This is a genomic window from Streptomyces sp. NPDC088147 (assembly GCF_044741565.1).
GTDB lineage: Bacteria > Actinomycetota > Actinomycetes > Streptomycetales > Streptomycetaceae > Streptomyces.
Window position 1 is genome coordinate 93,066 of the sequence record NZ_JBIUSY010000004.1, and the last position, 25,469, is coordinate 118,534.

At 71.4% G+C, this 25,469-nt stretch carries 19 protein-coding genes; 8 read left to right on the forward strand and 11 right to left on the reverse strand.

All coding sequences use genetic code 11. From position 1 onward, the window contains the following. The first annotated feature begins 28 nt into the window (after positions 1-28). Positions 29-391 (forward strand): VOC family protein, encoded by a 363-nt coding sequence (locus tag ACIOGX_RS15590; protein WP_356510092.1) that lies wholly within the window; start codon positions 29-31, stop codon positions 389-391. A 12-nt stretch (positions 392-403) separates the two neighbouring features. On the opposite strand, the gene ACIOGX_RS15595 is transcribed toward ACIOGX_RS15590, so the two are convergent. Then, positions 404-1,330 carry an arginase family protein gene (locus tag ACIOGX_RS15595; RefSeq protein WP_401913542.1) on the reverse strand — a complete coding sequence of 309 codons (927 nt, stop codon included), beginning with the start codon at positions 1,328-1,330 and terminating at the stop codon, positions 404-406. Between the two features lie 80 nt (positions 1,331-1,410). Between ACIOGX_RS15595 and ACIOGX_RS15600 the strand changes: the two genes are divergently transcribed. Together ACIOGX_RS15600 and ACIOGX_RS15605 are read left to right on the forward strand one after the other, a co-directional pair. Then, complete coding sequence (locus ACIOGX_RS15600; protein ID WP_401913544.1) at positions 1,411-1,746, forward strand: DUF6204 family protein; 336 nt, start codon at positions 1,411-1,413, stop codon at positions 1,744-1,746. A gap of 223 nt (positions 1,747-1,969) precedes the next feature. Further along, entirely contained in the window at positions 1,970-3,814 is a 1,845-nt protein-coding gene (locus tag ACIOGX_RS15605; RefSeq protein WP_401914207.1) for an acyl-CoA dehydrogenase, read from the forward strand. Between the two features lie 55 nt (positions 3,815-3,869). Here ACIOGX_RS15605 and ACIOGX_RS15610 read toward each other — a convergent pair whose 3' ends face one another. The 9 genes from ACIOGX_RS15610 to ACIOGX_RS15650 all read right to left on the reverse strand — a co-directional run bounded on the left by ACIOGX_RS15610 (position 3,870) and on the right by ACIOGX_RS15650 (position 18,175). After that, a complete protein-coding gene (locus tag ACIOGX_RS15610) occupies positions 3,870-4,802 on the reverse strand; it encodes an LD-carboxypeptidase (protein ID WP_356510100.1) in 933 nt (310 codons plus the stop codon). Next, entirely contained in the window at positions 4,799-6,823 is a 2,025-nt protein-coding gene (locus ACIOGX_RS15615; protein WP_401913547.1) for a prolyl oligopeptidase family serine peptidase, read from the reverse strand. The genes ACIOGX_RS15610 and ACIOGX_RS15615 overlap by 4 nt, the downstream gene beginning before the upstream one ends. Before the next feature lie 11 nt (positions 6,824-6,834). Beyond that, a complete protein-coding gene (locus ACIOGX_RS15620; protein ID WP_401914210.1) occupies positions 6,835-8,175 on the reverse strand; it encodes a M20/M25/M40 family metallo-hydrolase in 1,341 nt (446 codons plus the stop codon). A gap of 1 nt (position 8,176) precedes the next feature. Further along, a complete protein-coding gene (locus ACIOGX_RS15625) occupies positions 8,177-9,010 on the reverse strand; it encodes a M55 family metallopeptidase (protein WP_129768085.1) in 834 nt (277 codons plus the stop codon). A gap of 61 nt (positions 9,011-9,071) precedes the next feature. Continuing rightward, entirely contained in the window at positions 9,072-11,129 is a 2,058-nt protein-coding gene (locus ACIOGX_RS15630) for a GTP-binding protein (RefSeq protein ID WP_401913550.1), read from the reverse strand. Between the two features lie 244 nt (positions 11,130-11,373). Next, positions 11,374-12,093, reverse strand: coding sequence for a class I SAM-dependent methyltransferase (locus ACIOGX_RS15635; RefSeq protein ID WP_383970587.1), 720 nt, complete (start codon positions 12,091-12,093; stop codon positions 11,374-11,376). A 148-nt stretch (positions 12,094-12,241) separates the two neighbouring features. After that, the gene (locus tag ACIOGX_RS15640; protein WP_401913553.1) at positions 12,242-14,764 is read right to left on the reverse strand and encodes a SpoIIE family protein phosphatase; all 2,523 of its coding nucleotides are present in this window, start codon (positions 14,762-14,764) and stop codon (positions 12,242-12,244) included. Between the two features lie 135 nt (positions 14,765-14,899). Further along, positions 14,900-17,407, reverse strand: coding sequence for an MFS transporter (locus tag ACIOGX_RS15645; RefSeq protein ID WP_401913556.1), 2,508 nt, complete (start codon positions 17,405-17,407; stop codon positions 14,900-14,902). Positions 17,408-17,719: 312 nt separating this feature from the next. Further along, positions 17,720-18,175, reverse strand: a complete 456-nt coding sequence (locus tag ACIOGX_RS15650) for an SRPBCC family protein (protein ID WP_129768089.1) — start codon at positions 18,173-18,175, stop codon at positions 17,720-17,722. A 136-nt stretch (positions 18,176-18,311) separates the two neighbouring features. Here ACIOGX_RS15650 and ACIOGX_RS15655 point away from each other — a divergent pair, with 136 nt between their 5' ends. Together ACIOGX_RS15655 and ACIOGX_RS15660 are read left to right on the forward strand one after the other, a co-directional pair. Beyond that, positions 18,312-19,388 (forward strand): Rv2578c family radical SAM protein, encoded by a 1,077-nt coding sequence (locus ACIOGX_RS15655; RefSeq protein ID WP_401913560.1) that lies wholly within the window; start codon positions 18,312-18,314, stop codon positions 19,386-19,388. Between the two features lie 60 nt (positions 19,389-19,448). Next, the gene (locus ACIOGX_RS15660; RefSeq protein WP_356510118.1) at positions 19,449-19,862 is read left to right on the forward strand and encodes a RidA family protein; all 414 of its coding nucleotides are present in this window, start codon (positions 19,449-19,451) and stop codon (positions 19,860-19,862) included. A gap of 81 nt (positions 19,863-19,943) precedes the next feature. Here the strand turns inward: ACIOGX_RS15660 and ACIOGX_RS15665 are convergent, their stop codons facing one another. Beyond that, a complete protein-coding gene (locus ACIOGX_RS15665; RefSeq protein WP_356510120.1) occupies positions 19,944-20,510 on the reverse strand; it encodes an adenylosuccinate lyase in 567 nt (188 codons plus the stop codon). A 398-nt stretch (positions 20,511-20,908) separates the two neighbouring features. On the opposite strand from ACIOGX_RS15665, the gene ACIOGX_RS15670 reads away from it, so the two are divergent. The 3 genes from ACIOGX_RS15670 to ccrA all read left to right on the forward strand — a co-directional run bounded on the left by ACIOGX_RS15670 (position 20,909) and on the right by ccrA (position 25,468). Beyond that, entirely contained in the window at positions 20,909-22,690 is a 1,782-nt protein-coding gene (locus ACIOGX_RS15670; protein WP_356510122.1) for a 3-hydroxyacyl-CoA dehydrogenase family protein, read from the forward strand. A 151-nt stretch (positions 22,691-22,841) separates the two neighbouring features. Then, entirely contained in the window at positions 22,842-23,654 is an 813-nt protein-coding gene (locus ACIOGX_RS15675) for a TetR family transcriptional regulator (protein ID WP_193563919.1), read from the forward strand. Between the two features lie 440 nt (positions 23,655-24,094). After that, positions 24,095-25,468: a crotonyl-CoA carboxylase/reductase gene (ccrA, locus tag ACIOGX_RS15680; protein ID WP_384764970.1), complete on the forward strand. Its 1,374-nt coding sequence runs from the start codon at positions 24,095-24,097 to the stop codon at positions 25,466-25,468. Position 25,469 lies beyond the last annotated feature (1 nt).

The following is a 25,469-nucleotide window of genomic DNA, read 5'->3' on the forward strand; positions in this document are numbered from 1 at the left end:
CCCCGCGCGGCCAACTAACCTGGTGCGCATGGAAATCCTGGGAACCACGCTGCGCATCTGCGTCGACGACCTGGAGACCTCGGTGGTGTTCTACGAACGCCTCACCGGAAGCCCCGCGCTCCGCTTCGAGCGCGGTGGGGTCTCCGTCGCCGCCGTCGGCTGCTTTCTCCTCATGAGCGGCCCCGCGTCGGAAATCGATGTCCTGCGCAAGGTCACGGCGACGATCGCCGTCAAGGACGTCGACGAGGCGATCACCGTCCTGACCGGCGTCGGGGCACATATCGTCGCGGGCCCGGTGCCGACGCCGGTGGGGCGCAATGTGATCGCGCTGCACCCGGACGGTTCGGTCTTCGAGTACGTCGACCGCAACGCCGTCCAGGCGCCGGGCTGATCACCGGGCTGATCACCGGGCCGGTCGGCCCGCGGCCGGGGGCCCTTCGCCGGTGAAGGCCCCTACCACCAGATCGGCGAGCAGCGCCCCGGCGGTCCCGTCCGGGTCGAGGTCCGGGTCGTAGATGGTCACGTTGAGCCCGACGCAGCGCTCGGAGCGCACCAAGGTCCGCAGCAGTACGGCGAGTTCGTCCGGCAGCAGACCGCCCGCGTCCGGGCTGTCGACCGCGGGCATCACCTCCGGGTCGAGCACATCCGCGTCCAGATGGACCCAGAACCCGTCGGTGACCGGCGCCTCCAGCGTCTGGAGCACGGCTCCCGCCAGCTCCGCCGCGCCCCATTCGCGCAGCTCGCCGACCGTCACGGTGGGGATCCTCAGCCGGGCGAGCTCCTCGCGGTCCTCGTCGTCGTCGCGGATCCCGAAGAGCCGTACGTCCTCGTCCCGCAGATACGGGCGCAGTCCCTCCAGGTCGCTCAGATCCCGCTGGCCCCGGCCGGTGCCGATCGCCAGCTCCTCGCCGCCGGCCGCGCCGATGTTGTCGGAGTTGCCCGTGTGCCGGAAGTCGGCCGAGCCGTCGATGGCGGCCAGTCCGTACCGTCCCATGCGGCGCAGCGCGAGCGAGGCGCCGAGCTGGATGGAGCAGTCGCCGCCCAGCACGAGCGGGAAGTCCCCGGCCCTGACATGGTGTTCGATCCGGTCGGCGAGCCGGGGTGTGTACGCGGCGATCGCCGCCGCGTTGAAGACCCCGTCACCCTCTTTCCAGTCGCCGCGGTCGTAGCGCGGCGGGACGACGACCCCGCCCTCGAACGCGCCGAGCCGCTGGACGATCCGCTGCTCGCGCAGGGCGCCCGCGAGTTTGTAGCACCCCGGTACGACACCGGGGGCGGGAGGCCGGAGGCCCAGGTTGGAGGGCGCGTCGATCACCACGATATTCCGCATGCGAACCATCCTCACCACCGTAGGGTTGTTCCTCAAATGGATTCACGGACAGCGAAGAACGGACAAGGACGGGCGGCGGGATGACCACTCAGCACACCTACCGGGTGATCGTGCGCGGCACATGGGACGGGCTGACGGACGACGACCGCGCCCGGCTGCTCGCGGACGTCGACCGGCACGGTCTGGCGCAGATGCGGTTCACCCCGGAAGGCTCGCTCACCTATGACACGACGCTGAAGCACTTCAGCTACCGCTTCGTGGTGGTCTCCGACGCGGCGGACGGCGAGGAGATGGCGGGCGCGCTCGCCGAGGACCGTGCGGAGACGGCGCTGAAGGCCCTGGGCTGCGGCCATCGCGAGCTGCGCTCCACGGTGACCGACATGGACACCATGAAGATCAACCGCAAGGGCCGCTGAGCCAGTGCGGCGAGGGGCGGACCGGACCGCAGGCCCGGCCGTCCCGCCTTCGGCGAGCCGTTCGGGAAGGTCGGGCATCGCGCCACCCTACGTGATCTTGAGCCGAGTGGACCAGGGTGGCTCGGAACCGACTCCGTCAAACGTCCCCGGCGCCTCCGGACGAGGTGTTGATCATCACACTGGGACGTGACTGGTCGTTGGGTTAGCGTTCCGCCCTGTGACTATGGTGACTTCCCCTTCCCCTTCCGCTTCCGCGCTTCCCTCTGTCCAGGACTCCCCGGCCGCCGCGGCGCTGACCACGGTCCTCTTCGGCGAACGGTTCGAAGAGGTCCACCAGCCCTGGCGGAAGCTCTTCAGCACCGGGCCGTTCCGCTTTCGCGAGGGGCTGACACCGCAGGAGCGTGCCGCGCTGTCCTACGAGCGGCTGCGGCTGGTCAATGACGTACTCGACAGCCCGGAGGACCTCGTCGCCGACGTGGAGCGCCTCAGCGCCCTCCACGAGTGGTCCGGGCCGGTGGACCCGGGATTAACGACAGTCGCCAGCATCCACTACAACCTCTTCCTGGGAAGTCTCCTGGATCACAGAGGCGGCGGGGAACGTGACCTGCGCGCGTTCACCGAACTGCGGCGTACGGGTACGTTCCTGTGCACCGAGGCCGGGCACGGCAACAGCGCCTCCCAGTTGGAGACGACCGCCACGTTCGACCCGGCGACCGGCGGCTTCGTCCTGCACACGCCGTCCCCGTCCGCGGGCAAGTTCATGCCCAACACCAGCTCCACCGGCGGCCCCAAGACCGCCGTCGTGGCGGCCCGGCTGATCACGGACGGCACGGACCGGGGCGTCTTCCTGTTCCTCACCCCGCTCAGCGACGACACGGGAGGCCCGCTGCCGGGGGTGGAGATACGCAGACTGCCGCAGACGGCCACCAGCCCGGTGGACCACTGCGTCACCTCCTTCGAGAACGTCCGGCTGCCCCATGACGCGCTCCTCCAGTCCGGCCACGGGCGGCTCACCCCCGACGGCGTCTTCAGCAGCACGATCGACAGCCGCCGCAAGCGTTTCCTGCACTCCATAGGCCGGGTCACCGCCGGCAAGCTCTGCATGAGCGCCTACAGCCTCGGAGTCACCCGCCACGCCCTGGCGGTCGCCGTACGCCACGCCCACACCCGGCACACCTCGGGCGTCACCGCCGGGGGGAGCGTGCCGCTGTTCGCCCATCGCAGCCATCACACGCCGCTGCTCGACGCCCTCGCCACCACCTACGCCGCGACCCTGCTGCACCGCACCGCCGTGCGGCAGTGGACCGGGGCGACGGAGGCGGAGCGCGAGGACGGCGAGCGCCTGGCGGCCGTCGCCAAGGGCTGGATCACCTGGCGGGCCCGCGCCGTCATGACGGAGTGCCGCGAACGGTGCGGCGCCCAGGGGCTGTTCCTCGCCAACGGCATCGCCGCCCAGCTGACGGCCAACGAGGGCACCATCACCGCGGAAGGTGACAACCTTGTCATCTGGGTGAAGGCGGCCGGGGAGATGCTTCTCGGACACTTCACCCCGAAGCGGCCGAGCGCCGTCGCGCCCGAGGACCGCGATCTCACCGATCCGGCCTTCCTCCAGGACCTCCTGGCGGACATCGAGAGCGTCTGGCACCAGCGGGCCAGGACCCGGCTGCGCGCGGGCAAGGCCGGCAACCCGCTCAACCGGTGGAACGCGGCGGTCACGCCCGCCCTCGAACTGGTCGACGCCCACGCCCACCGCCGGGCCGCCGAGGCCCTGCTGACCGCCGCCGACGCGACCGCCGAGCCCGGGGCACGGCAGGTCCTGCACACGCTGCACCGGCTCTTCGCGCTGCGCCGTGTCGCCGCCCACAGCGGAGACCTCCTCGCCGGAGGACGGCTGACCGCCGATCAGGTGAGGCTGCTCCCCGACGCGGCGGAGGACGCCGTCGTCGCGCTGGCCCCCCACGCACCGGCCCTCACGCGTGGTTTCGCCATCGCCGACGAGATCCTTCTCGACCACCCCATCAGCCATCCGGAGGCCATGGGCCACGCCCCGGAAGGCCGTAGGGACTGAGACGGGTACGTCCGAGCGCCGCCACCCTCCCTCCGGACCGGCCGGCCCCGCCACCTCAGACGAGGGCGGGCAGGTCCAGGGTGAGGGTGGCGCTCTCCGCGTCCAGTACGGCGGAGACACCCAGCGGCACGGTCAGGTTCGACTCGCCGTGGCCGAAGCCCAGTTCCTCCACGACCGGTACGCCCAGCCCGCCGAGCCGGTCGAGCAGCAGCGCCCTGACGTCCTCGTACGGCCCGCACTCCGCCCAGGAACCGAGGCCGATCCCCGCGACGCCGTCCAGCCGGCCGGAGCGCAGCAGCTGGGTGAGGATGCGGTCGAGACGGTACGGCTCCTCGCCGACGTCCTCGATCAGCAGCAGCCCTCCCGCCGCCGAGGTCCGCGCGTACGGGGTGCCGAGTTCGGCGGCGAGCAGGCTGACGCAGCCGCCGAACGTGACGCCCGCGGCCCGCCCCGGCACCAGTCCTCGCGCGGTGGCCGGGCCGAGGGTGCGCACCGACTCGGGCTCGAAGAGCGTGGCACGCAGCGACTCCTGTGTGGCGGCGTCCTTGAGGAAGGTGAGCGCGGCGGTCATCGGACCGTGCAGGGTGACCAGTCCGAGGCGCCGGGCGAACGCCTCGTGCAGCGCGGTGATGTCGCTGTAGCCGACGAGGACCTTGGGGCCCGCGGCCCGCATCGCCGTCCAGTCGAGCAGGTCGGCCATCCGCTGCGCGCCGTAGCCGCCCCGGGCGCAGAGCACCGCCGAGACGGCCGGGTCGCACCAGGCGTCCTGGAGGTCGCGGGCGCGGTCCTGGTCCGTTCCCGCGAGATAGCCGAGCCGGGGATGGACGTCCAGGACATGGGGCGCGACGACGGGATCGAGGTCCCAGCCGCGCAGGATGTCCAGACCCGCTTCGAGGCGCTCGGCCGGCACGGGGCCGCTCGGTGCCACGACGGCGACGCGGGCCCCGGGCCGCAGTCGTGCGGGCCGGGTCAGTGGGGTGAGCGTCATCGGCGGAACTCCAGCCGGGGGATGTCGGTACGGTCGATACCGAAGGTCTGCGCGTACAGGGACAGTTCGGCCTCCAGCACGCGGACCAGCGTGTCGGCCCTGCGGAAGCCGTGGCCCTCGCCCTCGAAGGCGAGGTACGCGTGCGGTACGCCGCGTCCGGCCATCCGCTCCAGGAACCGTTCGCACTGCGCGGGCGGGCAGATCACGTCGTCGAGCCCCTGGAGCAGCAGGAACGGCGCGCTGACCCGGTCGGCGTGGTTCAGGGGCGAGCGGTCCCGGTAGCGGCCGGGGACCTCGGCGAGCGGGCCGATGAGCGATTCGAGGTACTGGGACTCGAAGTCATGGGTCTCGTCGGTGGCCCAGCCCAGCAGATCGAGGATCGGATAGCTGATGGTGCCGCAGGCGTAGACGTCGGTGGAGGTGAGGGAGGCGGCGGTGGTCCAGCCGCCCGCGCTGCCGCCGCGTACGGCGAGTCTGGCCGGGTCGGCGGTGCCCTCGGCGGCGAGCGCGGAGGCGACGGCCGCGCAGTCCTCCACATCGACCACGCCCCACTGCTCGCGCAGCCGGTCGCGGTAGGCCCGGCCGTAGCCGGTGGAGCCGCCGTAGTTGACCTCGGCGACGCCGATGCCGCGCGAGGTGAAGTAGGCGATCTCCAGGTCGAGTACGAGCGGGGCATGGCTGGTGGGTCCGCCATGGGCCCACACCACATAGGGCGGTAGTTCGTCGTGGGGCGCGCTGTGATCGGGGCTGTGCGGCGGGTAGATATGGGCGTGGATCTCGCGGTGGTCGGGCCCGGTGAAGGTACGGATCCGGGGCTCGGGGTAGTAGGCGGGGTCCACCGGGTCCCGGTGCGCCGCGCCGATCACCCGGGCGTGTCCGGTACCGGTGTCCAGCTCCACGATCTCGTACGCGCTGCGCGGGCTGGCCGCGACGCCGGTCACGCGGTCGCCCTGGACGGCGAGGGTGGCGGCCCATTCGGTCCAGGGCCCGGCGGCGTCGACCACTTCTCCGGTCGCCGGGTCGAGTACGCCGAGCGCGGTGGAGCCCTTGCCGTGGATGACGGCGATCAGTCCGTTGTCCATGGGGTGGAACCACTGGAGGCCGATCTTCCAGAGCGGTCCGCCGAACTCCTCCCCGCGGCCGGGGCAGAGGCCGGCGCTCCGGATGACGCCGGGGGCCCTGTCCGGGCCTATGGCCTGGTCCAGGGCCTCGGGGCGGATGCGCCTGATCTCCCACCAGCCGTCGCTGTCGGAGACGAAGAGCAGTGAGCCGTCCGGCGCCCAGTCGGCCTGCGGGACCGATTCGCCGGTGCCCCCGACGAGGACCCTGACGCCGGTGAACGGGCCGCTCTCCGCCACGTCACCGAGCATCACGACCGTGCCGTCCCAGGGCATCCGCGGGTGGTCCCAGGCGATCCAGGCGGCCCGGCGCCCGTCGGGCGAGAGCCGGGGCCCGGTGACGAAGCGGTGCCGGTCGTCGGAGAGTTCGCGCACGGCCGTACGGTCCTCGGCGGCCGAGCCGTCGAGCGGGACCGCCGCGATGACCCGCCGTACGTCGGTGGGCGCCTCGCCGGTGAACTCCTCCAGCACGCACCAGACCTCGCCGCGGTCGAGGAGGAGCCGCGGGTCGGCCCAGCGCAGTCCGCCACCGGTCGCGGACACCGGGGTGAGCGGCCTGGGCGCACCGCCGCCGTCCGGCTCGTACGCGTACAGCCGCTGGTCGGGGAAGTGGACGAAGACGACGAGCGGGCCGCCCTCGGGGCGGGTGACTCCGGCCCAGGGCACCCCGCCGTATTCGATGACCCGGCTGCGGACGTTCCACGGGGCCGGCAGCGGCGACTCCTCGCGGCCGTCCGCCCGCCGCCGTACGAGCGCGCGCCGGCCGGCCTCCGCGGGACGCGGCTCCGTCCACCACACCTCGTCGCCGACCACGCCCACATACTCGGGGCGCCCGTCGTGCGAGGCGGCCAGCGCGGCGTCGATCGGTGACGCCCACGTTCCGTAGGCCCCCATGGACAGCATGAACCACGCTCCTAAGCGGACTTCAGATAGTGGTCGAGAACGCGGACGCCGAAGTGCAGTGCCGAGACGGGCACCCGCTCGTCCACGCCGTGGAAGAGCGCCTGGTAGTCGAAGCCGGGGGGCAGTTTGAGCGGCGAGAAGCCGTAGCCGGTGATGCCGAGCCGGGAGAACTGCTTGGCGTCCGTACCGCCCGACATGCAGTACGGCACGACATGCCCGGACGGGTCGAAGCGCTCGACGGCGGCGCGCAGCTTGGCGAACGTCGGCGAGTCGACCGGCGCCTGGAGGGCCACCTCCCGGTGGTGGAACTCCCACTCCACATCCGGTCCTGTGAGCTGGTCCAGGGTGGTACGGAACTCCTCCTCGCCGCCGGGCACCGTGCGCCCGTCGACATAGGCGACGGCCTGGCCCGGGATGACATTGACCTTGTAACCGGCCTCCAGGACCGTCGGGTTGGCGCTGTTCCTTATGGTCGGCTCGACCAGCGCGGCGGCCGCGCCGAGCTTGCCGAGCAGCCCTTCCGTGTCGAAGTGCTCGGCGTGGACATCGGTGTCGATGCCGTGGAGCGCGGCGAGTTCGGCGAGGGCGGCCCGCACGGTCGGGGTGAGCCGGACCGGCCAGGGGTGGCTGCCGATCCTGGCGACGGCGGCGGCGAGCCTGCTGACCGCGTTGGCGCGGTTCACCTTGGAGCCGTGCCCCGCCCTGCCGTGGGCGGTGAGCTTCAGCCAGCCGGTGCCGCGCTCCCCGGCGGCGATCGGGTAGAGCGCCATGCCGGGCCCGGCGTGGAAGGTGAAGGCCCCGGATTCGCTGATGCCCTCCGTACACCCCTCGAACAGCTCGGGGTGCTGGTCGGCGAGGAATCCGGAGCCGTCCTCGGCGCTGGCCTCCTCGTCGGCGGTGTACGCGAGCACGATGTCCCGGCGTGGCCGGATCCCGTCCCTGGCCCAGGCGCGGACGACCGACAGCACCATCGCGTCCATGTTCTTCATGTCGACCGCGCCGCGGCCCCACACCACTCCGTCGCTGACCTCGCCGGAGAAGGGGTGCAGGGTCCAGTCGGCGGGCTCGGCGGGCACCACGTCCAGATGGCCGTGGACGAGGAGCGCGTCGGCCGAGGGGTCGGTGCCCTCGATCCTGGCCACCACGTTGGTGCGCCCGGGGGTCCGCTCCAGCAGCGTGGGTTCGATCCCCGCGTCCGCGAGCCGCTCCGCGACGTATTCGGCCGCCGGCCGCTCGCGGCAGTCCCCGCTCCCCCGGTTGGTGGTGTCGATACGGATGAGTTCCGAGGTGAACGCGACCACCTCGTCGAGCGCGGCCGGGTCGGGGCCACCACTCGTGTCGCTGGGTGTCATGTCAGCCATACTGCTCCTCCACGGCGGCCGAAACGATCGTCGTGACCGCTTTGAAGGTACGAATGGCCTCATACATCGTCCCGCTGGTGTAGGCGGCCCGGCGCTCCCCGCTGGGGGCCACGCCCGGTACGACCGTGGCGACGTCGGAGAGATGGGCGGCGTCGAACTCCATCTCCACGGTGAACGGGCCGCCCGCGACCGGTTCGTACCGTCCGGCGAGGGCCGTGGCCTCCTTGGCGGCGGCGCGGATGTCGGCGGCGGTACGGGCCGGGGTCCGGCAGACGGCCGCGTACCGCGAGACATGGTCCTTGACGGCGACCTTGCGCGCGTCCGGCGCGTAACCCTCCGCGTCCACGCAGGTCAGGTCGTCGCCGGTGACCAGCACCACCGGGACGCCGTACTCCGCGACGACGCGCGCGTTCAGCAGCCCCTCGCTGGCCCGGGTGCCGTTCAGCCATACGCCGGTGAGGGAGTTGGCGAGATAGGTGTGCGCGAGCACGCCTTCCGTACCGGCGCCGGTGTGGTAGCCGACGAAGGCGATGCCGTCGACGTCACCGTGCTGGACGCCCTCGACCATGGACAGCGACTTGTGGCGGCCGGTCAGCATCTCGGCGCGCTCGTCGAGCCGCTCCAGCAGCAGATTGCGCATGGTCCAGTGCGCCTCGTTGATGAGCACCTCATCGGCCCCGCCGTCGAGGAAGCCGAGCACGGCGGCGTTGACATCGGAGGTGAACAGGGAGCGGCAGCGTTCCCACTGGGGCGTGCCGGGCAGGACGTCGGCCGGCCAGGTCACCCCCGTGGCACCCTCCATGTCGGCGCTGATGAGGATCTTCACAGGTGCTCCGTTCTCCAGGGGAAGGGGGTTCGTCGGCATCGGCATGGGCGTCGGCGGGACGTTACACCCGTCGTACGACATGCAGCAGATACTCCTTGCGGTTGAGCGGATTGTGGTCCGTTCTGGACCGGGACGGGATCGTGTCGCGGACCACTTCATAGTGGTCGAAGGACGCTTCCAGCACACCTTCTCCACTGGTCAGCGTAGGCAGCCGCTGCTCCAGCTCATGGACCCGGGCCGCCGGAATCTCCCCTTCCAGCAGATACGCGTGGCCGTTCGCCGACGAGGTGCGCGGGACGGCGCGCAGACGCCCCAGGACGGGCAGTACGGCGCCGAGCGCGTCCGCCGGGAGGTCGAGCCGGAAGCGGTGCATCGGCTCGTACACCGTGGTGCCCGCCCGCTCCAGGGCGCTCATCAGCACCAGCGGGGTGAGATGGCGGAAGTCGCTGCCGGTGCTCGACATGCTCTTGTCGAAGACGCCGTGGGAGTGGCTCTGCCGGGGTGCGTAGCCGGAGTGCGTCATGGTGACCACGCAGTCGGTGACCTGCCAGCCGTGGATCCCCTGCCGCAGCGACTCCTTCACGGTGTCCTCCACGGCTTTCATGAACGCGTACGGCATCGACCCCAGCTCGACCTCCAGCCGGAATTCCACGCCCGCGCCGACGGGAGCGGGATCGACGCGCAGTCCGACGGTCGCGAGAAAGGGATTGGGTTCCTTTCCCATGATCTCGACGGCGGCTCCGCTGCCCGCGGGCCGTTCCACACAGATCGTCGTGGTCTCGCGGAAGGTGACGTCGACCCCGAATTCGTCCAGCAGCGTCGCCTGGATGACCTCTTTCTGCACCTCGCCATAGAGGGAGACGGAGATCTCCCGCCGGATCCGGTCCTGCCGCAGATTGATCAGCGGGTCCTGTTCGGCGAGTTGGGTGAGCGCGGCGTACATCGCGCCCTTGTCGGCGGCGCGGCGGGGAACGACGACGGTTTCGAGAGTCGGCGGGGAGAAGAACCGGCGCTCCGCGGGGACGGCGGGCGGAATTCCGATCTCGTCGCCGATGCGGATATCGCCGAGGCCCCAGAGCTTTCCGATCCGCCCGGCGGAGACCGACGCGCGCCGGACGGCGGACCCGCGGTCGAACACGCTGATCGCGGTGACCTTGTCCTCCATGTCCCGCACCTCGTTCACCGGATCGCCCCCAGCATGGCCGGCCGTATCGCTCTGCGTGTCGGTCCGCGGATCGCGGTGGTATCGCAGCAGGTCCCGCGTCCTTACCGTGCCCGAGAACATCCGTACGTATGCGATCTTCTCCCCGGCCGGGCCCCGTTCCATCTTGAAGACCGTGCCGGCGACGGGCCCTTCGGGATCGCCTCCGGCCCTGGGCAGCAGTTCCCTGATGCCGGTGAGGAGCGCGTCCACACCCGCGCCGGTGATCGCCGAGCCGAAGTAGACCGGGTGCACGAGCGCCCGCCGGGTCTGGCCGGCCAGCTCTTCGCGGAGCCGGTGGTACGGGAGCGCCGCCGGGTCGTCCACGTACGCGGCCAGCAGCGCGTCGTCGTGCTCGGCGAGCAGTTCGGCGAGCCCGGAGGCGAACGCGGCGTCGTCGGCGCCGTACGGCACGGGCAGCGCCGCGCGGGTGCCCAGACCGGTGGCCGCCCCCATCGCGATCACCGACGGGGAGAGTTTTTCGGACATGGCCCGCAGTACCTCGTCGTATCGCGCGCCGGTGCGGTCGATCTTGTTGACGAAGATCAGGGTGGGAATGCGCAGCCGCCGCAGCGTCCGCATGAGCACCCGGGTCTGCGCCTGCACGCCCTCGACCGCGGAAACGACCAGCACGGCGCCGTCGAGCACGCCGAGGACCCGTTCCACTTCGGCGATGAAATCCGGGTGGCCGGGGGTGTCGATCAGATTGACCGTGGTGTGGCCGACGACGAACGAGACGACCGCGGATTTGATGGTGATGCCGCGCTGTCGTTCCAGCGTCAGGGAATCCGTCTGGGTGCTGCCGTCATCGACACTTCCGATCTCGTCGATGACACCGGCGGTGAAGAGCAGCCGCTCGGTCAGACTTGTCTTACCGGCGTCGACATGCGCCAGAATTCCCAGGTTCAACGTACTCATGGAGCGTCATGTCCTCTAGATAGGCGGTGGTGACCTTCTGGATGGGCATTGACGCTCCGCGCATAATCTTCTCCTTGATCAAGAGGCTGTCGCGGGGAGTACAGCAGAGGCCGCACCCGGCGGCAACTCATTTCCGGGGCGGATCGGGGACTGGGAGGTTCGGGGACTGGGGGGTTCGGATGACGCGGCCGGACCGGGGACCCGGGTGACGCGACGGGACCACGGGCTCAGGGCCGGGTGCGGTTCACTCGCGGGCGAGGATGTACCACCGGGCCGGCAGATCGATACGGGTGCCGTCCGGCAGCCGTTCCGTCTGGACCAGCGCGGTGTCCCCGTCCGCCAGGATCCGCAGCCCCGCCGCGCGCAGCAGCTCGGGCACTTCCTCGTCCCCGGCACCGGCCGGCTTCAGCCCGTGGTCGAAGACCCGCCGCAGCTTCGCGGGCGGGCCGCCCGGCCCCGCCGCGGCCTGCTGGAGCACGGCCTTGGAGGCGCTGGTCAGCTCGGCGACGAACGCCCTGCCGCGCTCCCCCAGCAGCTCCGCGACCGCGCCCGCCACCGCCGGCCGGTCCTGGGGCTCGCTCTGGTGGATGACCGCGCGCATATAGACGTTGGTGTCGCCCGTACGCTCCCGCAGCGCGCGCACTGCGTCGTGGTCGACCAGGTCGAGCTGCTGGAACTCCGCGGACTTCTCGGTGTCGGCGCGCAGCGCGTGCGCGATCGCCGCGTGCGACAGGTCCACCCCGATCGCCCGCGCGAAGCGGGTGGCCAGATAGCGGGTCTGAGTGCCGTTGCCACAGCCGAGGTCGGCCACGGGCAGGGTGGTGTCGGCGTACGGCAGCAGCAGTTCGCTGTCCGGTACGGAGGTGAAGGACGGGTCCGAGTCCCAGATCGCCTCGCCGGGCGCGTCGGAGGTCTCCGCCCAGAATCCTTCCCATGCCTCGCGGTACCGCTGCGACACGTCCATGTACGGTCTCCCCTGTTCCGGCCCGCCGAAGGCGGGCTGTAGAGGACCGGACTACCGTCCGCGCAGGTCGGGGGACAAGAGGAAGGACGGTTCTTTCGCCCTCCGTTGGACCGCGCCCGTCGTTTCACGCCGGGCCGGGGGTCGGCTCTTACGTGCGCAGCAGAGCCTGTTCGAACCAGACCGTCTTGCCGCGCGCCGAGCTGCTGGTGCCCCACTCCCTGGCCAGGGTACTCACCACGCGCAGTCCGCGCCCGAACTCGTCGTCCCGGCCCGCGTCCAGCAGCGCGGCGGGGGCCGGCTCGTCGTCGAGGACCTCGCACAGCAGCGCGTCCGTACGGACGAGACGCAGCCCGACCCGCCGAGACCGCGCGTGCTTCACGGCGTTGGTGACCAGTTCGCTGACCATCAGCTGGGCCGTCTCCACCGCGGCCGGCAGCTCCCAGTGGAGCAGCTGTCCGCGCACCAGCCGTCTGGCCCTGGCCACCTCGCGCGGATCCAGGGCGAGGTGGAACTCCGCGACGTCCCTGTCCGGGATGCCGTTCAGCCTGGCCATCAGGAGCGCCACGTCGTCCTTGCGCCCCTCCCGGGTGTTGAACGCGCGGATGATGGTGTCGCAGGCGTCGTCCATCGAGGCGGCGGGGTGCGCGGCGGAGGCGCAGAGCGCGGCCAGACCGTCCCCGACGTCCGCCCCGCGCACCTCGACGAGACCGTCGGTGCAGAGCACCAGCCGGTCGCCGGGCACCACTTTCACGGTCGCGGTCTCGAAGGCCACTCCGCCCACCCCTATGGGCGCGCCGGTCGGCAGATCAAGCACCTCGGCCTCGCCGTTTTCCGCGCGGACGAGCACCGGCGGGATGTGTCCGGCGTTGGCGATCTGGAGCTCGGACCTGATCGGGTCGTACACCGCGTACAGACAGGTCGCCAGATACAGTTCGCCGAGCCGCTGCGCCACGTCGTCGAGATTGCGCAGCAGTTGGGCGGGCGGCAGCTCCATGGTCGCCATGGTCCGCACGGCGGTGCGCAACTGGCCCATCATCGCGGCCGAGTTGAGCCCGTGCCCCATCACGTCGCCGACGACCAGCGCGGTGCGCGAGCCGGGCAGTTTGACGGCGTCGAACCAGTCGCCGCCGATCCTGCCGAGCCGGGCGCCCGGCAGATAGCGGGTCGCGATGTCACACCCCGCCATGTGCGGCGGGACCCGTGGCAGCATGCTGTCCTGGAGGGTGTCGGCGACATTCTCCTGGTACGTGTACATCCGGGCGTTGTCGAGGACGAGCCCGGCGCGGGCGGCGAGTTCCGCGCCGGTCGTGCGGTCCATGTCGTCGAACGGCTGCCGGTCGGGGCGCCGCATCAGCACCATGAAGCCGAGCACCACGTCACGCGCCTTCAGCGGGACGAGGAGCATCGACCGGTGGTTGATGAGAGGGCGCAGATCGCGCTTCTCGAACTCGCCCGAGATCCGGTCGCCCGCCTCCTCGCTGAGGCGCGGGATGAGCACCGGCTCGCCGGTGCTCATGCACTGGAAGAACGGGGTGTGTTCGGGAAAGGCCATGGCCTCGCCGATGGGCACGGTGTCGTCCCAGCGGCCCGGTTCGTCGTTGTGCTCGACCCAGACCCGGTGCCAGACGGTGGTCGCGTCGGGCGGTCCGTCCGGGAACTCCTCCCCGGCGAGTACGGCGGCGCGCAGATGCGTACCCGCGAAGTCGGTGAAGCGGGGCACGGCCGCGCTGGTGACCTCGCGGATGGTGTGGGCCAGATCGAGGGACGAGCCGATCCGGCCGCTGACCTCGTTCAGGAACTCCAGCCGCTCGCGTACCGCCGCGTATTCGAGGTCCAGCTCGGGACGGGGCGCCGGCCGCCGGGAATCCCCGTCCCCGCCGCCGTCCAGCGGCTCCGTCCGGCCGCTCCGGCCCGCGGGCCGCTTCGGCACACCCCAGTCGGGGGTGACGGGCACCCGGTCGTGGTAGCTGAACTCCAGTACCGGGTAACCGAGTTCGAGGACCTGCGCGATGATGCGACCGGATTCGGCGGGACCCATGTTCGGCAGGATGTCCGGCAGCCGCCGGGCCAGCGCCTCGGCGTCGGGGAACTCGGTGTGCAGGGCGAAGGCCGGGGAGATCCGCCGGTCACCGGCCCGGCCGTCCGCGCCTGCCCGGCTCTCCGCGCCGTCCGGGCCGTCGGCGCCGTCACGTGTGAACGGGGCGGCGTCCGCGGCGAGTACGAGATGGCGCCCCGTTCCCGGGCCGACGAGCGGATACACCCACCACACCACGTCGAGCCGGTCGCGGCCCCGCTCGGAGAGCGTCGCGTACCCCGAGGTCGGGTAGGAGCCGCGGCGGTGCAGCCCCGGTCCGCCCTCGCCACCGGTACCGAGGACGGTGTCGATGCCGAGGACGGTGTCGATGCCGGTGGCGATGTCGGTGGCGGTGTCGATGTCGTACATGCCGTGCGCCACGCCGCGTTCCTCCGCGGCGAGGGCGCCGGCGACCGGCATCAGATCGGTGGCCGGCTGCCCCACCGCCTCGTCCTTCGCATGGCCGAAAAGTCGCCGTGCGCCGGTCGACCAGTGCGAGACCAGGCCGTCCCCGTCCACGACGACCACGGCGAGCGGAATCCGGCCGGCCGCGGCGGGCCGCTGCCGCGACGCTCCCGGCGGAACACCACTGTCCATGGGTGGGAGGCTCCTTCCCTGCCGCCAGGATCCGCGGCTCCGCCCTCCACGGTACGGCCCTGTAAGGGGGTTGCGCGGGGCAATGAACTAATCAGTAGTGCGCCCGCGCACAACCCCCTATTGACTGAAATTCAGTCAGTCTTCGTGGCCGAGCTGGAGATCGCGTTCGGTACGTCCGCCGCCCGCCACCTGGAGCACCGTGGCGACCGGCGGATAGCCCGCGGCGATCACCGTGTACTCACCCGACGAGAGATCCACGAACCGGAACGTGCCGTCGGCGCCGGTGGTGAGGGTGTCCACCACATTGCCCGCCGCGTCGAGCAGGGTGACCCGCGCGTCCTCGACGGGACGCCCGCCCCCGGCGCGCACGGTGCCGCGCAGTACCGCCCCGCCGGCCAGCTCGATGTCCTGCCGGGTCTCCCGGGACGCCTGCACACTGACCGGCAGCGCGGCGGGCCGGAAGGCGGGGGCGCTCGCGGCCAGCGTGTACTCGCCCGCCACCAACTCCGAGATCACATAGGCGCCCTCGCGTCCGCTGCGGGTGCTCGCCACCACCTCTCCGCGTACGTCCGTGAGGGTCACGGCGGCGTCCCGCACCGGCGTGCCGTCCGCGGTGAGCACGGCCCCGGCGAGCCGCCCGGCGCCGCCGAGAACCACGTCCAGTTCGACGGGGCGTTCGCCGACGGTGACGGTGACGGCCTGGGGCTGGTGCCCGCCGGCCGCCGCGATCATCACGTACGAACCGGAGCCGGGCACGCTCAGCGCGTACCGTCCGTCCTCGCCGCTCGCGCCGCGCCCGATCTGCTTGCCGTGGACGTCGATGAGGGTGAGGGCGGCGCGGGGCACGGTGGAGCCGTCGTAGTGCTGCACGGTGCCGCAGACCGCGACACCCGAGATGTACGGGGCGGGTGCCGGTGCGGCGGGGATGCCGGGGTCGGACGCGCTGCGCGCGGCGGGGACGGTGCCGGACTCGGCGGCCGAGACGTTCTGGGACACCAGCGGTTTCTCCTTGAGGAAGAAGGCGATCAACAGGCCGAGGACGAGCACCGGCACGAGATAGAGGAAGACCCGCGGCATCGCGTCCGCGTATGCCTGGACATAGCCCTCGCGCAGCGCGGGCGGCAGCGCGTGGACCGCCTGCGGGGTGATGGACTCGATGTCGGGGAGGCCGGCGTCCGCGGGGACGCGGTCGGCGAGGGCGTCGGCGAGCCGGTTGGCGAAGAGCGTGCCGAAGATGGCGGCGCCGACACTGCCGCCGATCTGCCGGAAGTAGTTGTGGGCGCTGGTGGCGGTGCCGAGGTCGGCGGACGGTACGGCGTTCTGCACGGCGACGATCAGTACGGGCATCACCATCCCCGTCCCGAGACCGAGGGCGCCCTGCGCGATACCGCACTCCAGCAGGGACGTGTCGGCGTCCAGCCTGGACAGCAGCAGCATGCCGGCCACCGAGAGGGCCCCGCCGAGCACCGGATAGATCTTGTAGCGGCCGGTGCGGCTGATGAGATGGCCGGAGACGATGGAGGCGAGGACGACGCCGCCCATCATGGGCAGCATCTGCAGACCGGACTCGGTGGCGCTGGCCCCTTCGACCATCTGGAGATAGGTCGGCAGATAGCTGGCGGCGCCGAACAGCGCCACGCCGACCACCGCCCCGACCAGGCTGGTGATGTTGAAGACGGAGTCGCGGAACAGCCGCAGCGGGATGAGGGGTTCGGCGGCGAAGTGCTCAACGACCAGGAAGAGCAGGGCCGTTCCGACGGCTCCCGCGGTCAGCCCGAGGATGACGCGTGAGCCCCAGGCGTACTCCGTTCCGCCCCAACTGGTCAGCAGCATCAGGCAGATGGACGAGGCGGTGAGCAGCAGCGCGCCCAGGACGTCGAGCCGGGCGCGGGCGGTCGGTTTGGGGAGCTTGAGCACGACGGCGACGACGGCGAGCGTGACCAGGCCGAAGGGCACGTTGATGTAGAAGCACCAGCGCCAGGAGACATGGTCGGTGAAGAATCCGCCGAGCAGCGGGCCGGCCACGGACGCGAGACCGAAGGCCGCGCCGATCAGCCCCATGAAGCGCCCGCGCTCCCGGGGCGGCACGATGTCCGCGATGATCGCCTGGACACCGATCATGAGCCCGCCCGCGCCGATGCCCTGGATGGCGCGGAAGGCGATGAGTTCGTTCATGGTGCGCGACCAGCCGGCCAGCGCGGACCCGATGACGAAGACGACGATGGCGAACTGGAAGACGCCCTTGCGGCCGAAGAGGTCGCCGAGCTTGCCGTAGATCGGCAGTCCGACCGTGGCGGTGAGCAGATACGCGGTGATCGCCCACGACATCCGGTCCAGGCCCTGGAGTTCACCGACGATCTTCGGCAGCGCGGTGGCCACGATCATCTGTTCCAGCGCGGACAGCAGCAGGGCGAGCATCAGCCCGACGAAGACCAGCCGTACCCGGCGGGGGCTGAGGGCTTCCGCGGGGGCCGCGTCGTCGGCGGGCGGGGGCGGCGGACGATCGGCCGCGGCGGGTGCGGGCGGTGACGCGGCCCGTGCGGCCCCGTCGCCGTTCCCGGCGCCGTCGGCACTGTTCCCGACGCCGTCGGCGTCTTTCCCGGGGCCGTTCCCGACGTCCTTCACCAGAGTGGTCCCGCCCACGTACTGCTCCCCTCGTCACACCTGCGCGGCGTCATTGTTCGCATTGCGCGCCAAGCAGGAGCAAGCGGGTTGCTCTCCCCTGAACGGGGTTGTGACGGGGGCGGGTTGACCAGTTGAGCTGACGCCGAGGCGCTCATCAGGAGCTTTCCCGCGACGCGTCGTGCGGGGGCACGCTACGGCGCCGCGGGGAAAACCACTCGAAACGGTGACCCCGGCAACTATCTGCCGGGAGGCGCCCTCAAACCGCCCGAAGGCGGCCCGGGGGCAGGGGCACTCGGCCGATCCTGTCCGACGGACAGTAACGGACGGGTATCAGTCCGTGCTGCCCTTCTCGGTCTCCTTGGCGAGCCGCGCGAGCACCTCGTCGTAGATGCGGCTCAGGCCCTTGGGGGCGAAGGTCCGCTCGAAGAAGCCGCCGATGCCGCCCGCGCCGTCCCAGACGGTGGTGACAACAGCCTTCGAGCTGCCCTCACCGGCGGGGGTGACGGTCCAGGTGGTGACCATGGAGGAGTTGCGGTCCTTCTCCACGAGCCGGCCGTCGCTGGGCTCGGTCACCTCCAGCAGACAGTCACGGACGCGCTTGCTGGTGGCCTGGAGCCTCCAGTGGACGAGGGTGCCCTCGCCGTCGCCGCCCTCCCGCACCTCGTACTCGCTGAAGTGTCCGGGCAGAAGCTTCGCGCGGGTGTTCTCGTAGTCGGCCAGAGTGTCGAACACCGTCTCCGGGTCCGCCGCGATGATTCGCTCCGTCGTGGCCTCGACCTGCGCCATGGCTTTCCTCCAGCACTCGTTTTCCGGTGGGGTGCGGCCAGCCAACCACCCTCCGGTACGCCCGCCCAAATCGCGGTTGCGGCGATCAAGGGAACATGTGTTCTATTCTGTCGTCAGTGCTACCGAGGAGGCACCCATGCGCTGGGACAATCTGGTCGAGAACGCCTCGACGACCGGGCCGACCGGGGACATCGCGCTCTTCGGCACGGACGCCGTGACCACCCGAACCTTCGACACACCCGAATTCCGCGGCATCACCTTCCACGAGATCCGCGCCCGTTCGATCGTGAACCGGGTGCCGGGCGCGTCCCGTATGCCGTTCGAATGGACGGTGAACCCGTACCGCGGCTGCACACACGCCTGCGTGTACTGCTTCGCCCGCAAGACCCACAGCTATCTGGACCTCGACACGGGGCTCGGCTTCGACTCCCAGATCGTGGTCAAGATCAACGCGCCGGAGCTGGTGCGCCGCCAGCTCGCCTCCCGCCAGTGGCACGGGGCCCATATCGCGATGGGTACGAATGTCGACTGCTACCAGCGCGCGGAGGGCCGCTACCGGCTGATGCCGGGCATCATCACGGCCCTGCGCGACCGCGCGAACCCCTTCTCCATCCTCACCAAGGGCACCCTGATCCTGCGCGATCTCGAACTGCTCCGGGAGGCGGCGGCCGTCACGGACGTGGGCATATCCGTCTCCGTCGGCTTCGTCGACCAGGAGCTGTGGCGCACGGTCGAACCGGGCACGCCCTCGCCCGAGCGCCGCCTCGACGTCGTACGGGCGATAAGCGACAACGGCATCGGCTGCGGGGTGCTGATGGCACCCGTGATCCCCTTCCTGGGCGACGGGCCCGACCAGCTGCGGGCGACGGTACGCGCGATCGCCGGGGCCGGCGCGACCTCCGTGACCCCGCTCGTCCTGCATCTGCGGCCCGGCGCGCGCGAGTGGTTCATGGCCTGGCTGACCCGGCACCATCCCCATCTGGTGGCGCGGTACGAGCGGCTGTACGCGGAGGGGGCGTACGCACCCAAGTGGTACCAGCGGCGGATCACCCGGCAGGTGCATGAGCTGGCCGACGAGTTCGGCATCGGCCCGGCGAGCCGGGGCGAGGCCCGGCGGATCACCGTGCCACGGGATCCGGACCTCCCGGGCCTGCCGGTCAGGCCGGTGGCGGCGGACCCGGGGCCGGCCGCCACGCAGCTCACACTGCTGTAGAGCCGCCGGTCAGGGCACCCGCGTGGGTCCGTTGTCAGTGCCGTCGGCGAGGATGGGGCCATGACGGAACTCACGCATCTGCACTCCCCCGCCGGTGTCGCGCCGGGCAACGGCTACAGCCATGTCGTCTGGGGCACCGGCCGGTTCGTCGCGGTCTCCGGCCAGTGCGCGTTCGACGAGGAGGGCGCGCTCGTGGGCGAAGGCGATCCGGCCGCCCAGGCGCGCCAGGTGTTCGAGAATCTGCGCCGCTGTCTCGCCGCGGCCGGCGCCTCGTTCGACGACGTGGTCAAGCTGACGTATTTCGTCACCGATGTCGCCCATCTCCCGGCGATACGGGAGGCACGGGACGCGGTGATCGACACGGCGCGTCCGCCGGCCAGCTCGGCGGTCCAGGTCTCCGCGCTGTTCCGGCCCGAACTGCTCCTGGAGATAGAGGCGTTCGCGATCGTCCCGGATTCCGGACCCGTTTCCTGAGGGCGCGGTTCGCCTCCGGAGAGACCGCGCCCGGAACACACCGGCACCCGGTCCGCATCCGTGCGTCGGGCCGCAGGTGCGCTACGCGAGGCGGCTGAGCGCGGCGGCCGCGGCGGCGGTCAGTCTCGGGTGACGCCCGGCGGCTTCCAGGGCGGGGCGCGCCCGGTCGTCGCCGAGCCGCCCCAGCCCTTCCACGCAGGCGAGCGCCACCCGCCAGTGCGGTTCCCCGGGCGCCAGCAGCCGCTCCAGCGTGCTGATCAGCGCCGGTACGGACTCGGGCGCGCGCAGTTCGGTGAGCAGCCGTACGGGGTGGAGCGCGTAGGCCGTGCGCAGCCCGTTGGTGGCGAGCGCGGCGGCGGCTCTGGGGGTGCGCGGGTCGCCGAGCCGTGCCAAGGCGTACGAGGCGGAGACGCAGCGCTCGGGATCCCGGTGGTTGAGGAGCAGCACCAGCGTCTCGAAGGCCCGCCGGTCCCCCGCGCAGCCGAGCCGGAAGGCCGCGATCTCCCGTGCCCACAGGGGCTGTTCCGGCGCCACGAGGACGCCGGCCAGCGCCTCGGGATCCTCGGTGGCGATCAGCCGCTCGCAGACGGCGGAGCCCCGGGACTCGTCCCGCACCCGGTCCGCGAGCGAGCGGAAGTCCTCGTCCATCGGTCCAGCGTAGCGATCCGGCGGATCGCTGTGGGCTCCAAATAGCGTGCTCCACCGGCCACTTCACGCCCGGACGAACGATTCCGGCCGTCCGTGACACGGCGCACAGTGTCCCCGCTATGGCGCGCTCGTTACTCGTCGGTTAGCCTCAGATGAGCGGATAACCTCCGCGGCTTTCGACGGCCTGGTGACGCAGCCGTCGTGAGTGCTGTCGGTTCAGCACGGCCGTGTGCGGCCACGTACGGCCACGTACGGCCTTCCACGGCGATGTACGGCGTGACTCCGGAACAGAGTCCGCCGGCCACACCGCCGCCGCATCTCCGCACGCGCTCGCGCGTCCGGCGCCCGGCGTTCGCCGCGCGCCCTCAGCCGTCACTCTCATCCCCTGGAGTCCCGTGATGGACATCCCTCTCTCCACCATCGCCGTCGTCGGCCTCGGCACGATGGGCACCGGTATCGCCGAGATCCTCACCCGGGCCGGGCACGAGGTCATCGGTATCGACATCAGCGACGCCGCCGCGCTCCGCGCCGCCGCGGCGCTCGACGCCTCCACCGCGCGGGCCGTGGAACGGGGGCGGCTCGGCGAGGAGGAGCGGCGCACCGTGCTCGCCCGGTTCCGTACCTTCTCCGATCTCCGGGCCGCCGCCGACGCCGGGCTGGTGATCGAGGTCGTGCCGGAGTCGTACGAGACGAAGCAGCGGGTCTTCCGCGAGCTGGACACGATCGTCGGTCCCACCGCGATCCTGGCGACCGGCACCAACGCGCTGTCGGTGACCCGGCTGGCCGCCGACTCGGCGCATCCCGAGCGCGTGCTCGGCCTGCACTTCTTCAACCCCGCGCCGGCGATGAAGCTCGTCGAGGTGGTCTCGTCGGTCCTCACCTCGCCGCAGGCGGTCGCGGCCGTCACAGCGCTCGCCCGGGAGCTGGGCAAGGAGCCGGTCGCGGTGGGCGACCGGCCCGGTTTCGTGGCGGACGGGCTGCTCTTCGGCTACCTCAACCAGGCGGCGGCGATGTTCGAGGCGAGGTACGCCTCCCGCGAGGACATCGACGCCGCGATGCGGCTGGGCTGCGGGCTGCCGATGGGGCCGCTCGCCCTGATCGACCTGATCGGGGTCGACACCGCCCGTACCGTGCTGGAGGCGATGTACGCGGCGTCGCACGACCGGCTGCACGCCCCCGCGCCGATCCTCGGCCAGCTCAGCGAGGCCGGGCTGACCGGCCGCAAGTCGGGGCGCGGTTTCTATACGTACGAGGCGCCGGGCAGCGGCACGGTCGTGCCGGACGCGCTCACCCCGCGGTCCGGCCGGGAGGGCGGCGCGGGGCGGCCCGTCCGCTCGGTGGGCGTGGCGGGCTCCGGCACGATGGCGAGCGGTATCGCGGAGGTCTTCGCCAAGGCGGGATACGACGTCGTGCTCGCCGCCCGTACCCCGGAGAAGGCCGAGGGCGCCGTGTCCCGTATCGCGAAGTCCCTGGACCGCTCGGTCGACAAGGGGCGGATGACGGCCGAGACGCGCGCCGGCACGCTGGCGCGGATCACCCCGGCCGGTTCGCTCGACGCGCTGTCCGAGGTGGATCTCGCCATCGAGGCGGTGGCCGAGGATCTGGAGGTCAAGCAGCGGCTGTTCGCCACGCTCGACAAGGTCTGCCGGCCGGGCGCGGTGCTGGCCACCACCACCTCGTCCCTCCCGGTGATCGCCTGCGCCCGCGCGACCTCGCGTCCGCGGGACGTCGTCGGGATGCACTTCTTCAATCCGGCCCCGGCGATGAAGCTCGTCGAGGTGGTCCGTACGGTCCTCACCTCCGACGAGACGGTGGCCACGGTCCACGCCGTGTCCACGGCCGTCCGCAAGCACCCGGTGGACTGCGGGGACCGCGCCGGTTTCATCGTCAACGCGCTGCTCTTCCCGTACCTGAACAACGCGATCAAGATGGTCGAGGAGCACTACGCGACCCTGGACGACATCGACGCCGCGATGCGGCTGGGCGGCGGCTATCCGATGGGGCCCTTCGAGCTCCTCGATGTGGTCGGCCTGGATGTCTCGCTGGCCATCGAACGGGTCCTGCACCGCGCGTTCCGGGACCCGGGGCTGGCTCCGGCGCCACTCCTCGAACACCTGGTGGCCGCGGGCTGCCTCGGCCGCAAGACGGGCCGCGGCTTCCGCGAGTATGCCCGGCGCTGACCCGGGCGCGGGCTGGGGCGGGCTGCTCGATCCGGCGGACCGGGCACCGGACGGCGGGGCGCGGGAAACGGCGTCCGGCACGGCCGGCGGTACACCGGGCGGTCCGCCCCCGCAGGCGCGCTCTCCTGCACCGATGCAGTACGTTCACCTCATGTCCCAGCCCGCCAAGTCCTCCCGTACGAACCCCAGGACCGACGTTCCCGAGAGTGCCGCCGGTACCCGCGCCGCCGCCCAACGGCTCAAGATGCGCCGTGAACTGGCGGCCGCGGCCATGGAACTGTTCGCGACCAAGGGGTACGAGGCGACGACCGTCGACGAGATCGCCGCGGCGGCGGGGGTGGCCCGCCGTACCTTCTTCCGGCACTTCCGCTCCAAGGAAGAGGCGATCTTCCCCGACCACGACGACACGCTCGTACGGGCGGAGGCGGTCCTCAACGCCGCCCCCGCCCATGAGCATCCGCTCGACACGGTCTGCCGGGGCATCAAGGAGGTCATGCGGATGTACGCGGCCTCCCCCGCGGTCTCCGTGGAGCGCTACCGGCTGACCCGCGAGGTCCCCACGCTCCGGGAGCGCGAGATCGCCTCGGTGGCCCGCTACGAGCGGCTGTTCACCCGCTATCTGCTGGGCCACTTCGACGAGCGCGACCACACCGACGGCAACGACGACCCGCTGCTGGCCGAGGTGGCCGCGTCCGCCGTCGTCACCGCGCACAACCATGTGCTGCGCCGCTGGCTGCGGGCCGGCGGCCAGGGCGACGTGGAGGCGCAGCTCGACCACGCCTTCGCGATCGTGCGCGACACGTTCGGTACGGGCATCGGCGCGGGCCGGACCATCGGCGGCAAGCCGGAGCATCTGGCGGCCTCGGCACGCACCACCGGGGACGTCCTGGTGGCGGTGGCGCACACCGACGCCCCGCTGGACGAGGTCATGCGCACCATCAGGCAGGCGCTCAGAAACGCCTGAGCGCCCCCGGCATCTCCCCGGCGCATCTCACCCGGCGCACCGGACCCGCGAGGTCCGGTGCGCTTTCGTCCGCCGGCCCTCGCCTACGCCATGCGCTCGCTTGACCGCGCCCGGTGATATTTGTCGCGGAATGAGCGGTAGACATTGCTCATGCGTGCCCTACGGGTGACAAACGAGAGAAATTGTTGGCACCCAGTGCCTTGTCAGCTGTCACAGGGTGCCATAACGTGAAGTTGTCCGGCTGTTCCCGCAAGCCCTCTCGCTTGTGCGCCAGGACGCCTGCGTCACAGGCACCTCCGCGCCCACCCGGCGCCGCCGATCAGCACGAGCGGCTCGATCAGCACGCGTACCCGCACCCCGCCGAACCGACGGCACACCTCCACCGCACCAGCAAGCAGCCCCCCGCATCTCGCACCCTCAGCTTCGCCGGAGGCACCATCGTGAAGGAAATCCTGGACGCGATCCTTTCGCCGGACAGTACGTCCGCCGACTTCGCCGCACTGCCGCTGCCCGGTTCGTACCGGGCGGTGACCGTGCACAAGGACGAGACGGAGATGTTCGCCGACCTCCCCACCCGGGACAAGGACCCCCGCAAGTCACTCCATCTCGACGACGTGCCGGTGCCCGAACTCGGCCCCGGCGAGGCCCTGGTGGCCGTCATGGCCAGCTCGGTGAACTACAACTCCGTCTGGACCTCGATCTTCGAGCCGCTGCCGACCTTCGGGTTCCTGGAGCGGTACGGCAAGCTCAGCGAGCTCGCCAGGCGGCACGATCTCCCGTACCACGTCATCGGTTCCGACCTGTCCGGCGTGGTGCTGCGCACCGGGCCCGGTGTCAACGCCTGGCACCCCGGCGACGAGGTCGTCGCGCACTGTCTCTCCGTCGAACTGGAGTCGTCCGACGGCCACAACGACACGATGCTCGACCCCGAGCAGCGGATCTGGGGCTTCGAGACCAACTTCGGCGGTCTGGCGGAGCTGGCGCTGGTGAAGTCCAATCAGCTGATGCCCAAGGCCCGGCACCTCAGCTGGGAGGAGGCGGCGGCCCCCGGTCTTGTCAACTCCACCGCGTACCGCCAGCTGGTGTCCCGCAACGGCGCCGGGATGAAGCAGGGCGACAACGTGCTGATCTGGGGCGCGAGCGGCGGACTCGGCTCGTACGCCACCCAGTTCGCGCTGGCGGGCGGCGCGAACCCGGTCTGTGTGGTCTCCAGCGACCGGAAGGCGGAGCTGTGCCGGGGGATGGGCGCCGAGGCGATCATCGACCGCAGCGCCGAGGAGTACCGGTTCTGGAAGGACGAGCACCACCAGGATCCGCGCGAGTGGAAACGGTTCGGCAAGCACATCCGCGAGCTGACCGGCGGCGAGGACGTCGACATCGTCTTCGAGCACCCGGGGCGCGAGACCTTCGGCGCGAGCGTGTATGTGACCCGCAAGGGCGGCACGGTCGTGACCTGCGCCTCCACCTCCGGCTACACCCATGAGTACGACAACCGCTATCTGTGGATGTCGCTGAAGCGGATCATCGGCTCGCACTTCGCCAACTACCGCGAGGCGTGGGAGGCCAACCGGCTGGTCGCCAAGGGGAAGATCCATCCCACCCTGTCGAAGGTGTACGCGCTGGAGGACACCGGCCAGGCCGCGCACGACGTGCACAGCAACCGCCATCAGGGGAAGGTCGGCGTGCTGGCGCTGGCGCCGCGCGAGGGCCTCGGTGTGCGCGACGAGGAGCTGCGCGCACGCCATCTCGACGCCATCAACCTGTTCCGCGACGCCCCGGCGGGGCGGACCGCCCCCCACACCCGTGACAGCTGAG

What these genes read in the sequence shown, in the direction of transcription:
- ACIOGX_RS15605 (WP_401914207.1), top strand. Translation starts at nt 1,970, where the DNA reads ATGGTGACTTCCCCTTCCCCTTCCGCTTCCGCGCTTCCCTCTGTCCAG.
- ACIOGX_RS15630 (WP_401913550.1), bottom strand. Translation starts at nt 11,129, where the DNA reads ATGAGTACGTTGAACCTGGGAATTCTGGCGCATGTCGACGCCGGTAAG.
- ACIOGX_RS15610 (WP_356510100.1), bottom strand. Translation starts at nt 4,802, where the DNA reads ATGACGCTCACCCCACTGACCCGGCCCGCACGACTGCGGCCCGGGGCC.
- ACIOGX_RS15640 (WP_401913553.1), bottom strand. Translation starts at nt 14,764, where the DNA reads ATGGACAGTGGTGTTCCGCCGGGAGCGTCGCGGCAGCGGCCCGCCGCG.
- ACIOGX_RS15600 (WP_401913544.1), top strand. Translation starts at nt 1,411, where the DNA reads ATGACCACTCAGCACACCTACCGGGTGATCGTGCGCGGCACATGGGAC.
- ACIOGX_RS15595 (WP_401913542.1), bottom strand. Translation starts at nt 1,330, where the DNA reads ATGCGGAATATCGTGGTGATCGACGCGCCCTCCAACCTGGGCCTCCGG.
- ACIOGX_RS15635 (WP_383970587.1), bottom strand. Translation starts at nt 12,093, where the DNA reads ATGGACGTGTCGCAGCGGTACCGCGAGGCATGGGAAGGATTCTGGGCG.
- ACIOGX_RS15670 (WP_356510122.1), top strand. Translation starts at nt 20,909, where the DNA reads ATGGACATCCCTCTCTCCACCATCGCCGTCGTCGGCCTCGGCACGATG.
- ACIOGX_RS15675 (WP_193563919.1), top strand. Translation starts at nt 22,842, where the DNA reads ATGTCCCAGCCCGCCAAGTCCTCCCGTACGAACCCCAGGACCGACGTT.
- ACIOGX_RS15650 (WP_129768089.1), bottom strand. Translation starts at nt 18,175, where the DNA reads ATGGCGCAGGTCGAGGCCACGACGGAGCGAATCATCGCGGCGGACCCG.
- ACIOGX_RS15590 (WP_356510092.1), top strand. Translation starts at nt 29, where the DNA reads ATGGAAATCCTGGGAACCACGCTGCGCATCTGCGTCGACGACCTGGAG.
- ACIOGX_RS15615 (WP_401913547.1), bottom strand. Translation starts at nt 6,823, where the DNA reads ATGCTGTCCATGGGGGCCTACGGAACGTGGGCGTCACCGATCGACGCC.
- ACIOGX_RS15655 (WP_401913560.1), top strand. Translation starts at nt 18,312, where the DNA reads ATGCGCTGGGACAATCTGGTCGAGAACGCCTCGACGACCGGGCCGACC.
- ACIOGX_RS15665 (WP_356510120.1), bottom strand. Translation starts at nt 20,510, where the DNA reads ATGGACGAGGACTTCCGCTCGCTCGCGGACCGGGTGCGGGACGAGTCC.
- ACIOGX_RS15620 (WP_401914210.1), bottom strand. Translation starts at nt 8,175, where the DNA reads ATGACACCCAGCGACACGAGTGGTGGCCCCGACCCGGCCGCGCTCGAC.
- ACIOGX_RS15660 (WP_356510118.1), top strand. Translation starts at nt 19,449, where the DNA reads ATGACGGAACTCACGCATCTGCACTCCCCCGCCGGTGTCGCGCCGGGC.